The sequence below is a fragment of the Fibrobacter sp. UWB4 genome (assembly GCF_002210345.1).
GTDB lineage: Bacteria > Fibrobacterota > Fibrobacteria > Fibrobacterales > Fibrobacteraceae > Fibrobacter.
Genome location: NZ_MWQI01000003.1, coordinates 337,420 through 351,278 on the forward strand (window position 1 = coordinate 337,420; position 13,859 = coordinate 351,278).

Here is a 13,859-nt window from a genome sequence, read left to right on the forward strand (position 1 = left end):
GGCTTGTCATTCCCGCCGCTGAGCGGGAATCTCCATAAAATTTAAGCGTAGGTTCCTTTGAGCCTACGTTTTTTTTGTCAACTTTTTGCATCTATGCCATATATATCGTAAAAATGCATTTTACTCCTTGAGAGTACTGTGAAATTATTATAACTTGAATGATATCTTCTCTTTGCTGGGTAACTTATGCAAGAAGTCCATTTGGTTGAAATTTATATTGCCGATATGTTGGGTCTCTTTTTGATTCTTGGTGCTATTTGGAGTGGCGCCTGGAAATTACAAAAGAAAAATAAAGAAGACCGGCTGCTTCTCGGAATCATGTTGCTTATTGTTTGCGCGTGCGTTGCTGATGCGGCGTCTTTTGCTGTGGATAATCGTCCCGGTGAATTGTTCCGTGGACTCAGCTATGTCTCGAACTTTGTTCTGTTTTTTGCAAATTTAGTGATCGGCCCGCTTTGGGTGATGCTTGTTTCCCGTCATATTTATGGAAATGTGTCGCGCTTCCAGTGCGTCTTGATGACTTCCATTTCCGGTCTTGTGTTTGCATTATTGATTGCCAATTTCTTTTATCCGGTTGTCTTTAGAATTAGCGAGACAAACGTGTATTCTCGCGGTCCGCTATTTATGGTGAATAACCTGATGGAAGTTGCTTTCATGATCGATGGTGTAATTATTTACTTGATTGGTAGAGCGCGTAGCGGCGGTGTTAAATTTTTCCCGGTATTGCAATTTGTGTGGCCTATATTTATTTGCGTGTGCCTGCAAAACTTTTTCTATGGAATATCGACTGTATGGGTTGGTATTGCCGTTGGCTTTACAAGCCTTATGCTTGCGCTGCAAAATGAGAATATATTTATTGACAAATTAACTAGACTTTTCAACCGCTATTATTTGGATAGAATTTCGGGAACCCTGAAGCGCAGTAACAAAATTGCAATGATGATGATTGATATGAATGGCTTTAAGAGCATCAATGATAATTTAGGCCATTCCCAGGGCGATGACGCTTTGTTCTCGATGGCTGAAATTTTGCGTGAAACCGTGGAGTCGCACGGTACTGCGGTTCGCTATGCTGGTGACGAATTTGTTATTGTTATAAATACGGACAATGAACAGGTTGCGGCTTCTTATCGTGATAAGATCAAGCAAAAGTTGGCTGACTTCAACAAGAAACGCATCAAGAAATACAAGCTGTCGGCTTCGATTGGCATGGGTATCTTTGATTTGAAGCAGAATAACCTTGATGAAATTCTGGAAATCATCGATAAGCGCATGTACGAAGACAAAAAGGCGTATTACGAAGCAAGCGCTAATGATCGCCGCCGTCGCCGATAAAAAATGCCGGGTGTTTGAACCCGGCGAAAACTTAGCGGAATTTATTCTTCCTTGACGAACATGTCCTTGCCGACACCGCAAATGGGGCATGTCCAATCGTCTGGAAGGTCTTCAAAAGCTGTGCCCGGCGCAATGCCGTTGTCCGGATCGCCTACAGCGGGGTCGTAGATGTAACCACAGGCTTCGCACTTGTATTTTGCCATAAAATTCTCCTTGCTTAATTGTGCTTTTTTTAAACTATATAAATAAAAGTCGAAAAGTCAGTTTTTTATATTTTTTTTGTGATTGAAACGATCCGTGTTTATATTGCCGATATTTCTGCGTTGAAAGAAACGTCCGTTTTTGAGCGTTTTTTGGGGCAAGTTCCCGAATACCGCCAAAAAAAGGCAATGTCGTTTAAGTTCCCTAAAGGCAAAATGCAGTCGCTTGGCGTTGGGCTTTTGCTCCAGATGGCGTGTCGCGATGCCGGGTTTGATGGGGCTGACAATCATATTGCGTATGGCGAAAACGGCAAGCCGTATTTGGCTGATTTCACGGATGTGCATTTTAACTTGTCTCATTCGGGCGAGCGCGTGATGTGCGTGATTTCGCCATTCGAAGTCGGCTGCGATGTGGAAATGATCAAGGGCGACCGGGGCAAGCTTGCCGAGCGTTTTTTCAAGCCCGAGGAATCTGCATGGATCAAACATTTCGAAACGCTCGATGCGCAGTCCGAGGCGTTTTACAGGCTGTGGACGCTCAAGGAATGTTATATGAAAGTGACGGGTCGCGGCTTGTCGCTTATGCCGGATATGTTTGCGCTACACATGGACGAGAATGAAAATGTTTCGCTGTTTCACGATGGCGATCGCCCGGAATATTCTTTCCGAGAAATCGACTTGCACGACGGCTACCGCTATGCCTATTGCATCAAGAATGAATGCAAAAATGCACCTCAAGAAGTAAGGTGCATGAATCTAAAATCTTTATTGTAAAAATAACTGGATCCTTCGTCGTTACGCTATTCAGGATGACGTCTCAACAAACGCCCTTCAGCCTACTAACCACTGCCTACTGTCTACTTCTTACCGTCTACTTCCTACTCTAATATAATCGACGAGCATTTCGTTCGGGAACTGCGAATCGTCTACTTCAAAGCCGGGCCAGTTGCCTGCTACGGCGACATTCAGCAAGAAGAAGAACGGCTTGTGGAATTCTTCGGTGTCGCCCTCGTTGCCTTCAATTAGAATTTCGTGGTACATGAAGTCATCGACGAACATGCGGATGTACTTCTCGTCCCACGTGAATTTGTACGTGTGAAATTGCGTGATGTCGAGTTCGAATTTCTGGTTGCGGTAGTCGCCAGTGTTGTTGCCGTAGGTAGCGTATTCGGAACCGTTAGCCCAGTGGTTTGTTCCGTAGATTTTGTTTTCACTGTTGACCGCTTCGATGATGTCGATTTCACCGCAGGCGGGCCATCCGACGGTATCGAAGTTCTCGCCGAGCATCCAGAATGCTGGCCAGATTCCCTTGCCGGTCGGGAGTGCGATGCGGGCTTCTACCGTGCCGTACTTGAATGCAAACTTGCCTTTGGTGAGCATACGTGCGGAGGTGTACTTTTGCCCTTCGTAATTTTCTTTCTGGGCGCGGATATGCAAGACGCCGTCCTTGACGTAGGCGTTCTCTTTACGGCTTGTGTAGTATTCCCATTCGTTGTTGCCCCAGCCGCCTGCGCCCGTTCCGATTTCGAAAGTCCATTTGCTTGTGTCAATTGTCTCGCCGTCGAATTCATCATGCCAGAGGTATTGTGCTACGGGTTCGGCGTTGCTTGAAGAAATTGTTTCCGAGCTGCTTGAGGAAACCGTTTCAGAACTGCTCGAAGATTGACCTGCCGCGCTGCTTGAGGAATTCCTAGAGTCACTGGATTTGGTTGATGAGCCAGCCGAATCATCGCGGCTGTCGCCACTCAGAATGACGGATGAGGAGGACTCCGCGGAACTTTCGGCGGGAATGGGTGGCTCGCAAATTTTGTCCCCAGAACATGCTGCCAACCAAACCATTGATACGGCACACCCAATTGCGGCAATGCCCAAACGGATATTTTTGAACTCACAAACCATAAAACCAAACCATCCTTTGTTGTTGATTACTTTGCGTCCGGATCTTCTGGGTGGACTCGTGCAATCACGCCAACTGTGGCTCGCGTTGCCTTGATCAAGTCAGCCGGTGCCACTTTCAACTGCAAACCGCGTTCGCCTGCGCTCACGTAAATGTACGGGAACTGCATTGCCGTCTCGTGAATGAAAATAGGGAAGTTCTTTTTGAGTCCGAGCGGGCTGCAGCCGCCACGAATATAGCCTGTTAGCGGGGTTAAATCCTTGAGCGGAACGGTATCGATTTTCTTGTTGCCGCTCACCTTGGCGGCTCCCTTCAGGTCAACTTCGAGATTGCCCGGCACAACGCAAATCAGGTATCCGATTTTGTCTCCGTGTACGAGAATTGTCTTGAAAACCTGGTTGATGTCTTCGCCGAGGCTGTCGGCCACGTGCTGTGCTCCAAGATCGTTTTCATCAACCTTGTACGGGATGAGTTCGTATGAAATTTTTTGTCTGTCCAAAATGCGTGCAGCGTTTGTCTTCTTTATTTCCATATAAACCTCTATAGCGGGTCTTGAACTCTTGAATATTCCATTTTCAAATATAAATCTTTAGCGGGACCAGTTGCAATAGACCAAAGTGAATGCTAAATTAAAAAGTATGGTTGTATGGTGTTTCGGTGGAGAAGGAGTATTCTATGGAATTGATGAAGATTGATTATGACCTCTTCAAGAGGATCTTGAAGGAAATTCCGTCGAATATTTTTTTCAAGGATACTGAATGCCGTTACGTTTTTTCAACACATTATTGGCGTCATTTGCAAGGTGCAGACGATCCTTCATGGGACATTGCTGGCAAGACAGATCTGGAAATTCGCAAGGATAAAGAGAATGCGAAACTCGCGATGGAACAGGATCGTGAAATTATTCGTACTGGCAAGGGTACGAGTTATGTTATCGAAATCAATCAAGATGGCGTGACTGAATATTTGGAGCTTATCAAGAATCCTGTTCGCGATGATGATGGCAATATCATTGGCATTGTTGGCCTTATCAACAATGTCACAGAAAAGGTTCTACTTGAAAAGAAACTTGAAAAGTATGCCCACACTGATATGCTCACGGGCTTATACAACCGAAATTATTTTGAGGAATGGATTGTAAATCCCATTAAGCCGGAAATGTGCCCGATGTGCGTGATTTCTGCGGACTGCGACGGTTTAAAGAAAACGAACGATACGTACGGACATGCCATCGGTGATGAACTGATTCGCCTGACGGCATCGCTGTTCCGCGTGACGCTTCCTGAAAATGCAGTGATGTTCCGAGTGGGCGGGGACGAATTTTTCCTTGTGCTCCCGAATACAACGCAAGAAGAGTGCAAAAAATATATTGACAACATGAATGAAATGTCTCGGGCACTTCTCTTGAAGGGCAAGCCGATTTGCGTTTCGTTTGGTTCTTGTGAAATACCGTCGCCATCGCTCAGCTTTATGCAAGCTATGGAAACTGCGGACAAACGAATGTATATGGAAAAAAGTATCAAGTACTCAGAGACGAATGAATAAATTTTTGGGTTTATATATTATTCATGAATAGAAAATACAAGGCTGTATTGTTTGGCAATGGAACGATGGGTGAGCGCCATCGCCGGTTTTTTGAATATTCCGGTGTACAGTTCCTAAAAATTTTTGACTTGGAAGATTTGGATGACGCAGGGAATTTAAAAACTTCGCTTGTTGATGAATTTGTATCAAACGAAAAGATAGACTTTGCCGTGATTGCGTCTCCGGCAACAACGCATTACCAGTATGCAAAGCTTTGTTTGGAACGTGGAATCTCCGTATTTGTTGAAAAACCGCTAGCAACGCTTGGCGAACAGGCGCAAGAATTGGTGGATTTGGCAAATCGCAATAATGTGATTTTATTTGTGGCGCAGTCGGAATGCTTTAATTCGGTATTCTTGAATTTCCGCAAACATTTTATGAATGAAATCGGAACTGCCGGGAGTGCCGCCTGCATTTTTCGAGATGCCACGCATGTTGGGATTGCTGCAAATTCGTCGTTCCGTTTGGAATTCCGTCGCGAACACAAGTATTCTGCGCGTTGCCGCGATGTGAACGTGGCGCTCGATTTGCTGGTGCATGACTTGAGCCTTTGCCTTTCGATGTTCCGCTATGAAGATTTGAAAGTGGAAAAGTTCACGGTTTCAAAAAACGAGGACCGTGCGAAAATGCAAATAAATGTTGCGAAAGGCGCCCATGCTGGGGCTGAATTCGACTTCATCGTGGACCGCAATAGCGATATCGATGTGCGGACAATTTCTGTGGAATTCGTGAACGACGATGGTAGCTCATCATGCGATTACTCGGTGAGTCTTGCACCGCATAACGAAAATGGCGAGGTCGTCCACATCTCAGATTCGCTCGAAAATGAGCACAAATTCTTCTTGAAGCTGATGGCTGGCGCCTGTTCTGAATGGGGGAGGCGAGCCGCGCAATGCGCCGCGAACGCCGTCAAGCTCGCGACAATTACCACCGCGTCGTCCTAAGCAACAGCTACAGCGTCATCCTGAACGAATGTGATATATGAAACTTGGCAAGTTGATGCCTTTGGCATCCGCGACTTCGGCTCAACCATGCCAGTCTGCAAGCAGCCTGTCGCGGCATTCGCCTTGTATGCTTTTGTTGCCTTAGTTGAATTAGGTTCGAAGAAGCAGGATCCAGTTATTTTTTAATAAAAAAAGTCCGCGACTTTCATCGCGAACTTTTTGGTTAGTCAGACAGCGAAGCTGTGATTATTTTACTAATCACTGCCTACTGTCTACTGCCTACTAACTACAGCTTAATGCTGCACGGCTTGGCATTCCAGATTTCTTCGGCGTACTGCTTGATGGTACGGTCGGAGCTGAACTTGCCCATGCGAGCGACGTTGAGGATTGCCATTTCTGCCCAGTGCTTCTTGTCTTGGTAAGCATCGGCAACCTTCTTCTGCATATCCACATAGCTGCGGAAGTCTGCGCAGAGCATGTACGGGTCATGCGACAAGAGCTTTTCTGCAATGTGCTTGAAGGTTTCCGGATGATCCGGGCTGAAGAAGCCAGAAGCGATGAGGTCAATCACGCGGCGGAGATCGTCGTCATGCTCGTAGAAGTCGCGCGGACGGTAACCCTTAGCGAGGAGGTCCGTCACTTCTTCAACGGTGAGACCGAAGATGAAGATGTTGTCGTCACCGACTTCTTCCTTCATTTCCACGTTAGCGCCGTCGAGCGTACCAATCGTGAGAGCACCGTTCAAAGCAAACTTCATGTTGCCCGTACCAGAAGCTTCGGTACCGGCGGTAGAAATCTGTTCGGAAAGGTCTGCGGCCGGGATGATCTTTTCGGCGAAGGACACGCGGTAGTTCTCGAGGAACACCATTTTGAGCTTGCCCTTGCAATCCGGATCAGCGTCGATGATGGATGCGACAGCGTTAGCAAGACGGATAATCTGCTTAGCCATCCAGTAACCCGGAGCGGACTTACCACCGATCATGATGGTGCGCGGCATGATTTCCTTGCCGTCCTTCACCTGGATGTAAAGGTGGATGGCATGGAGGATGTTCAAGAGCTGGCGCTTGTATTCGTGAATACGCTTGACCTGCACGTCGAAGAACGTGTTCGTGTCGACATCGACATTCTGCGTTGCCTTGAGGTACTTGGCAAGGCGTTCCTTGTTCTGCTTCTTGACTTCCATGAATTTCTTCTGGAAATCGGCGTCCTTGGCGAACTTTTCGAGCTTTTTCAAATCGTCCAAATCCTTGACCCAGGATTCACCAATCTTAGAAGAGATGAGTTCGGACATAGCCGGGTTAGCCTTGCGGACCCAACGACGCGGTGTCACGCCGTTCGTTTTGTTGTTGAACTTTTCAGGCCACAGTTCGTAGAAGTCCTTGAAGAGCGTCGTCTTCAAAAGGTCGGAGTGGAGTGCTGCCACGCCGTTCACAGCAAACGAACCCACGATGGAGAGGTATGCCATGCGGACCATCTTGCAGCCACCTTCTTCGATAAGGCTCATGCGGGCGAGACGAGCATTGTCGCCAGGCCACTTCATGGAAACCATGCGGAGGAAGCGAGCATTGATTTCGTAAATGATCTGGAGGTGACGCGGCAAGAGCTTTTCGAACAAGCTTACCGGCCACTTTTCAAGAGCTTCCGGCATGAGCGTGTGGTTCGTATAAGCGAACGTGTGAGTCACGATGTCCCAAGCTTCGTCCCATTCGAGGTTTTCAATGTCGAGGAGGATGCGCATCATTTCGGCGATAGAGATTGCCGGGTGCGTATCGTTCAACTGGATGGCGACCTTTTCCGGGAAGAGCTTCCAGTCGTTGTTGTGGAGCTTCTTGAAGCGCTTGATGATGTCCTGCAAGGAGGCCGAGCAGAGGAAGTACTGCTGCTTGAGGCGGAGTTCCTTACCGTTCATGGAAGCGTCGTTCGGGTACAAGACCTTGGAAATCGTTTCGGAAAGTTCCATGTCCTGCACAGCGGCGATGTAGTCACCGTTGTTGAAGTAGCTAAGACCGAAGTCGTCAGCAGACTTGGCGCTCCAGAGGCGGAGGTTGTTCACAGTGTTGTTCTTGTAACCCGGGATCGGCGTATCGTACGGGAGGGCCATCACGTAGTCCTTCGTTTCCCAGCGGTTGCGGAGGCGGCCGTTTTCGTCCATCCAGCTGACCACGTAGCCGTAGAACGGCACCTTGATAGCGTTTGCCGGGCGGGCGATTTCCCACGGGTTCGGGAGACGCAGCCAGTTGTCCGGCTGTTCTTCCTGTTCGCCGTTCACAATCTTCTGGCTGAACATACCGTATTCGTAACGGATGCCCATACCGGTTGCCGGGAGCTCGAGCGTAGCCATGGAGTCGAGGAAGCAAGCTGCCAAGCGGCCAAGACCGCCGTTGCCAAGCCCTGCGTCCACTTCCTGTTCGCGGAGTTCTTCGAGCGTCATGCCGATTTCGTCAAGAGCTTCCGTCACGGCGCTTTCGACGTCGAGGTTCAACACGGAGTTGCCGAGCGTACGGCCAATCAAAAATTCGAGAGAGAGGTAATAGACGCGCTTGACGTCTTTTTCATAATAGGTGTTCTGCGTCTTGATCCAACGGTCAACAAGACGATCACGCACGGCGTAAGCCACAGCGAGGAACTTTTCGTGGTCCGTCACCGTGTATTTGCTGCGGGCGAGCGTGTGGTGGATGTGGTCGGTAAATGCTTTGCGGAAAGCTTCCGCATCGGTACCGAGCACGGTAATGTCACTTGCATTCTTGGTAGTTTTAGCCATAAATCTAACCTGCCTGGTGTTGATTATTCAATCCAAGGAAAGTTTAGAAATTTTTACGAGATTTGCAATACGTTAATTCTGTAAACCTAGGTTGTAAGCCTTTTCAGGAAGTGTAATTTTTTAACAAAAAAAGCAGCCCGCCTCTCGCGAGCTGCCTTTACTGTTTTCCGCGCATTCCCGGGAACATCGCAACGCATTCCAATTGTGTTGCCGCACATCTCGTCGTCGCGCGTCTTGTTATTGCGGGGAAAGCGCTTGATTACAGTTGTCCGGGGAGTACTAGCTTTTCTTTATGCGGAAAATTTGCTTCGTACTTCTCGAATTCTTCGGGCATTCGCTCGGTCACGAAGTAGCCCTCGGGGTCTTTGTACGAACCCGTCACTCCGTTCAAGAATCCCTCGTCGAGTTCCTTGCACAAGAAGTATGGCGCGTCGCTGTTCGGGTCGTCGGCGTAGCGGATTCCTTTGGTGTAGGCGGGGACGAATCCGCTCTTGCCGTAGAATCCGATGTTCCCGACGATGAGCAGGCAACCTGCTCCCATCTTGCGCGCGAGTTCCATGGAATAGTCGAGGAGTGCCTTGCCGTAGCCCTGTCGCTTGTAGTCCGGATGGATGCTGATGGGCCCGAATGTCATCATGCGGATTTTGCGTCCGTCGTCGGCATCGATTTTCGACCACGCGTACATTACGTGCCCGATAATTTGTCCGTCAACTTCCATGACGAACGAGAGTTCCGGGATGAAGCTTGGGTCGTTCCTGTAATGGTGGAGGACAAAATGCTCCACGCAGCCGGGACGATAGACGTTCCAGAATGCTTCTCGGGTGAGATTTTCGACGATTTTAAAGTCGCGCGGTTGTTCCGTGCGGATATTGTATTTTTTCATTGTTTATCTCCAAAATTTTTGTGTGAATCGGCACAATCACCTTGGAAGACCGCCTTGAAAACATTCGTCTTCCAAGGCACTAAACAATGAACCAATATTTACTAGATAACATCCAGCCTCTGATAAAAGTGATGCCTTAAATATACATAGTTTTGCCGTGTTTAGGAAATTTTTACGAGGAAATCTTGGGGAATAATCTAAATTTCAATGTTAGTATATAAGGATTTTTGAAAATGAAAAATATTTCCGCTAAGTATGTTGTGAGTGCCCTTTTTGTCGGGCTTTGCATGTTTGCCGGTTGCGGTGACGATACGTCTAGCACAATCCCCCTTGCTCCGAATACGGGGGCTGTTTCTTCGTCTAGTGCAGATCAGCCGCAAAGCGAGCCTGGCGATACCCAGTCCTCTTCTAGCGAAAATATTTCGAATCCCGTTTCCAGTTCTTCGGTTGCAGATTCTGGCGTTCCGGCAAGTTCGTCTGATGCTAATTCTTCTACGGTGACTTCTTCAAGCGATGGCGCCATTCCGCCTGGCACGGAATTCTACACTTTTGAAACGACTCCGGGTGCTCTTGGAATTGTCCCGGATGCCGATGGCTTCTACGATGCTGGCGATATCTACAAGGCTGTGCCCAAGACGAGCAAGATTGCGTTTGTACTTCGCCATTCCAAGCGTTCCAAGAACAATACGGGTAAAAATTCCCCGTTGACACCGATCGGTATCCAGATGGCCCAGACTCTCGGAACGAAGCTTGCTGGCGACGAAGCTTTCTATTACGCTTCGACGGACTTTGTGCGCACTCGTGCAACGGCCGAAAATATTGCTACTGGCCGTGGCGAAACAGATATGGAAGTGGTTACTTGGGACGAAGGCATTTATGGCAGCTACTTCCTGACAGTTCCTTCGGATACACTGGATGCGCTTGTTTCTAAGCGTGGTGGAAACCCGAGATATATCGCCCAGTATGCTTATGGTGTCCCGTACACGAACGAAATTGTTGCTGCGACCATTCCTGCTTATTTCCACGATTTCTTCCAGCGCGGAAACCAGTTTGTGAACGAAGTCGTTGTGGCGAACATGCCGAATTGGAAGCGTGTTAGCGTCCTTATTAGCCATGACATGCTGGTGGCTCCGCTTATCATTCTCGTTTCCAAGAGGACGATTGACTTGAAAATTTACGAAGAGACCAATCATTGGGTCAATTACCTTTCGGGTATTGCCGTAATCGTTGACGAGGCTGGGGTTGTGACGGCGCTCCCGGTTCGCGGCGATGAAGTGGGCTGGATGCGTCCGAAAGACGAAGTCAACGAAGGTGTCTAATGAAAGTCGCTCTTCTTGGTTCAACAGGACTTGTCGGGAAGAGCGTTGCTCAGCTGCTTTCCCGTCTAGATGACGTAGAATCTGCTTATTGCCCGGTGCGTTCGGTTCCAGACTTGAATGCGCTGGGCATTTTTAATGGCGTATCGAAGTTCAATTTTGAGGCGGTGGATTTTGATGCTCTTTTGAGTGCAAGGCCCGAAGAGCAATGGGCATCTAGCGTTTGCAATAACTTGACCGGTTGCGACGCTGTGATTTGCTGCCTGGGGACGACGCTCAAGCAGGCGGGGAGTAAGCCCGCCCAGGAAAAAGTTGATTTGCGTTTGCCGCTCACGCTTGCGGCACTTGCAAAGCGTCAGGGCGTCAAGCATTTTTTGTGTGTTAGCGCGATGGGGGCAAATCCGCATTCGCCGTTCTTCTATAACCGCCTGAAGGGGCAACTCGAAGAAGGCCTCACGATGATGGGCTTTGAATCGCTTACGCTCGTGCGACCGTCGCTTCTCCTCGGGAAGCACAAGGACAAACGCTTTGGCGAAGAGCTGATGCAAAAGCTTTTTGGGGCGCACCCGGAATGGGTTCCGGCGCATTTCCGTCCGGTGCGTGCAAAAACCGTTGCCGCGCATCTTGTGGCGAACTTGCTCAAGCCTCCTGTAGACCACGTTTGCGCAACCGATGGTGTAAAAGGCAAGCGCATTATCTATAACCGCCAACTTCGCGAATTATAATGCTGTCATGCCCGCCTCCGAGCGGGCATCCCCTTTTTATAGAAGAAAATTTTTAACTTTTATAAAAACAATAAGGAGTTCTCATGACGTTAGTCGTATTTATCCTTTATCTGCTGATGATGCTTGGCATCGGAGCGTATTTCTCTCGCAAGGCGAACAGCCTGAACGCCTATTACCTCGGTAACCGTGGCATGAACAAGTGGGTGGTCGCCATGTCCGCCCAGGCGTCTGACATGAGCGGCTGGATGCTGATGGGCCTCCCGGGCGCCGTGTTCGTGAGCGGTTTTTCCGAAGCTTGGATCGGTATCGGCCTTGTAATCGGTACGTACTTCAACTGGAAAATTGTCGGTCGCAGGCTCCGCAAGTACAGCCATTTCTGCGGCGACTCGATTACACTCCCGGACTTTTTCTCGAACCGTTTCCGCGACAATAAGGGCATCATCCGCGTGATTGCCTCGATTTTCATTCTCGCGTTCTTCTTGTTCTACACGGTCTCTGGCTTTGTCGCTTGTGCAAAGCTTTTCAGCACGATTTTCGGCATGAGCTACACGACGGGCCTTATCCTCGGTGCTGTCGTGGTGGTGAGCTACACGTTCATGGGCGGCTTCTTTGCGGTGTGCTGGACTGACTTTATCCAGGCTTCGATGATGCTTATCGCAGTCCTCGTGATTCCTGTGATGATCATGAGCGGCTCGGGCGGTTTTGCCTCGACGATGGATGCTGTGAACGCCCAGAATCCGTACTTGATGAGCCTTTTCACGAACGCAACGACGGGCAAGTCCATTGGCCTTATTGCGCTGATTTCTAGCCTCTCGTGGGGCCTTGGCTACTTTGGCATGCCGCACATCCTCGTGCGCTTTATGTCCATCAAGAACGCCGAAGAAATCAAGGATTCTCGCCGCATCGCCATGACTTGGGTGATTATCTGCCTTGCTGCAGTCGTGATGATTGCTCTCCTCGGTCGCTATTACGTGACGGCTCATGGCATCACCGTTGATGACCCGGAACGTATTTTCATGGTTCTTTGCCAGGCTCTTTGCCATCCGGCGATTGCCGCCATCCTCATGGCCGCCATTCTCGCAGCCATTATGAGTACCTCCGACTCCCAGCTTCTCGTGTCTGCATCCGCATTCAGTAACGACCTTTACAAGCACCTGTTCCGCAAGAACGCAAGCAACAAGGAAGTGATGTGGGTGAGCCGCGGCGTTGTCGTTGTGATTACGCTTATCGCAGTGCTTGTCGCTATGCAGGGCGCTCCGAGTGCCGACGGCGTGAAGCACGGCAAGAGCTTCCTTGACGTGGTGATGAGCCTCGTGAGCTTTGCTTGGGGCGGCTTCGGTGCGACCTTTGGCCCGATTATGTTGCTCGCTCTCTTCTGGAAGCGCACGACTCTCGCAGGCGCAATTAGCGGTATGCTCGTGGGTGGCCTCACAACGTTTATCTGGAAATTCTACCTCTCCGGCTTCTCCGCCGAAATCTTCCAGATTTACGAACTCGTGCCTGGCTTTATCCTTTCCTTCGTGACAATCGTCGTCGTGAGCCTCTTGACCAAGGAACCCTCTGCAGAAATCCAGCTGGAATTTGACCGCGTGGAAAGCACGAGACTTTCTGACATTAAACTATAAGTTGACAAATGCGTCAGGCGAGCGAAGCGTCAATGCTTGCATTGACATTTCCGAGCCTAGCATTTGGTACTTGAGCGTAGCGAAAGTACAAAGCACTCGCCTGAGCGATATGAAACTGTAATTATTGATTTGATTATGAGTTTGAGCCCCGCTTTTGCGGGGCTTTTTCGTATCTCAAAAAAATCACTTTTTTTCACCCTATACCCTTTACAATTGGAATTTTTATTTCTATAATTGGGTCACCCTCGCGGGAATAGCTCAGTTGGTAGAGCACGACCTTGCCAAGGTCGGGGTCGAGGGTCCGAGTCCCTTTTCCCGCTCTAAAAAAGAAAAACCACCTGCAAAGGTGGTTTTCTTTTTTTATATCGTAATTTGGATGAGGGCCCGAGAAGAGGGGCCGACTAAATACCGAGATGCATGTTCGCGTCCATAAACAGAAAAATTTTTCACTTTTTTCGTTCCAGACCCCTTTATAACTGCAAATTTTATTTCTATATATGGACTACCCTCGCGGGAATAGCTCAGTTGGTAGAGCACGACCTTGCCAAGGTCGGGGTCGAGGGTCCGAGTCCCTTTTCCCGCTCTAAAA

The 13,859-nt window shown here is 48.9% G+C and carries 12 protein-coding genes and 2 tRNA genes; 9 read left to right on the plus strand and 5 right to left on the minus strand.

The genetic code is table 11. From position 1 onward, the window contains the following. Positions 1 to 186 precede the first annotated feature (186 nt). Complete coding sequence (locus B7990_RS08135) at positions 187 to 1,335, plus strand: GGDEF domain-containing protein (protein ID WP_088640482.1); 1,149 nt, start codon at positions 187 to 189, stop codon at positions 1,333 to 1,335. A gap of 41 nt (positions 1,336 to 1,376) precedes the next feature. Here B7990_RS08135 and rd read toward each other — a convergent pair whose 3' ends face one another. Further along, positions 1,377 to 1,538, minus strand: a complete 162-nt coding sequence (gene rd / locus B7990_RS08140; RefSeq protein ID WP_073423447.1) for a rubredoxin — start codon at positions 1,536 to 1,538, stop codon at positions 1,377 to 1,379. A gap of 78 nt (positions 1,539 to 1,616) precedes the next feature. Here rd and B7990_RS08145 point away from each other — a divergent pair, with 78 nt between their 5' ends. Then, on the plus strand, positions 1,617 to 2,309 hold the full coding sequence (locus B7990_RS08145; protein WP_254917403.1) for a 4'-phosphopantetheinyl transferase superfamily protein: 693 nt from the start codon (positions 1,617 to 1,619) through the stop codon (positions 2,307 to 2,309). Positions 2,310 to 2,399: 90 nt separating this feature from the next. On the opposite strand, the gene B7990_RS08150 is transcribed toward B7990_RS08145, so the two are convergent. Further along, the gene (locus B7990_RS08150; protein WP_254917404.1) at positions 2,400 to 3,374 is read right to left on the minus strand and encodes a glycoside hydrolase family 16 protein; all 975 of its coding nucleotides are present in this window, start codon (positions 3,372 to 3,374) and stop codon (positions 2,400 to 2,402) included. Between the two features lie 86 nt (positions 3,375 to 3,460). Next, a complete protein-coding gene (gene ybaK / locus B7990_RS08155) occupies positions 3,461 to 3,964 on the minus strand; it encodes a Cys-tRNA(Pro) deacylase (protein ID WP_088640483.1) in 504 nt (167 codons plus the stop codon). A gap of 143 nt (positions 3,965 to 4,107) precedes the next feature. On the opposite strand from ybaK, the gene B7990_RS08160 reads away from it, so the two are divergent. Together B7990_RS08160 and B7990_RS08165 are read left to right on the plus strand one after the other, a co-directional pair. After that, the gene (locus B7990_RS08160) at positions 4,108 to 4,977 is read left to right on the plus strand and encodes a sensor domain-containing diguanylate cyclase (RefSeq protein WP_088640484.1); all 870 of its coding nucleotides are present in this window, start codon (positions 4,108 to 4,110) and stop codon (positions 4,975 to 4,977) included. 23 nt (positions 4,978 to 5,000) lie between these two features. Then, positions 5,001 to 5,960, plus strand: coding sequence for a Gfo/Idh/MocA family protein (locus tag B7990_RS08165; protein WP_088640485.1), 960 nt, complete (start codon positions 5,001 to 5,003; stop codon positions 5,958 to 5,960). Between the two features lie 286 nt (positions 5,961 to 6,246). Here B7990_RS08165 and B7990_RS08170 read toward each other — a convergent pair whose 3' ends face one another. Then, positions 6,247 to 8,721 carry a glycogen/starch/alpha-glucan phosphorylase gene (locus B7990_RS08170; RefSeq protein WP_088640486.1) on the minus strand — a complete coding sequence of 825 codons (2,475 nt, stop codon included), beginning with the start codon at positions 8,719 to 8,721 and terminating at the stop codon, positions 6,247 to 6,249. Positions 8,722 to 8,980: 259 nt separating this feature from the next. Further along, positions 8,981 to 9,604 carry a GNAT family N-acetyltransferase gene (locus tag B7990_RS08175; RefSeq protein WP_088640487.1) on the minus strand — a complete coding sequence of 208 codons (624 nt, stop codon included), beginning with the start codon at positions 9,602 to 9,604 and terminating at the stop codon, positions 8,981 to 8,983. A 233-nt stretch (positions 9,605 to 9,837) separates the two neighbouring features. Between B7990_RS08175 and B7990_RS08180 the strand changes: the two genes are divergently transcribed. The 5 genes from B7990_RS08180 to B7990_RS08200 all read left to right on the plus strand — a co-directional run bounded on the left by B7990_RS08180 (position 9,838) and on the right by B7990_RS08200 (position 13,853). Next, positions 9,838 to 10,923, plus strand: coding sequence for a histidine phosphatase family protein (locus B7990_RS08180; protein ID WP_088640488.1), 1,086 nt, complete (start codon positions 9,838 to 9,840; stop codon positions 10,921 to 10,923). Beyond that, positions 10,923 to 11,645 carry an NAD(P)H-binding protein gene (locus tag B7990_RS08185; RefSeq protein WP_088640489.1) on the plus strand — a complete coding sequence of 241 codons (723 nt, stop codon included), beginning with the start codon at positions 10,923 to 10,925 and terminating at the stop codon, positions 11,643 to 11,645. Before B7990_RS08180 ends, B7990_RS08185 begins: the two co-directional genes overlap by 1 nt. Before the next feature lie 83 nt (positions 11,646 to 11,728). Then, the gene (gene putP / locus B7990_RS08190) at positions 11,729 to 13,270 is read left to right on the plus strand and encodes a sodium/proline symporter PutP (protein WP_088640490.1); all 1,542 of its coding nucleotides are present in this window, start codon (positions 11,729 to 11,731) and stop codon (positions 13,268 to 13,270) included. Positions 13,271 to 13,517: 247 nt separating this feature from the next. Beyond that, positions 13,518 to 13,590: transfer RNA gene (locus B7990_RS08195), tRNA-Gly, on the plus strand. 190 nt (positions 13,591 to 13,780) lie between these two features. Further along, positions 13,781 to 13,853 (plus strand) — tRNA-Gly (locus B7990_RS08200). Positions 13,854 to 13,859: the final 6 nt, after the last annotated feature.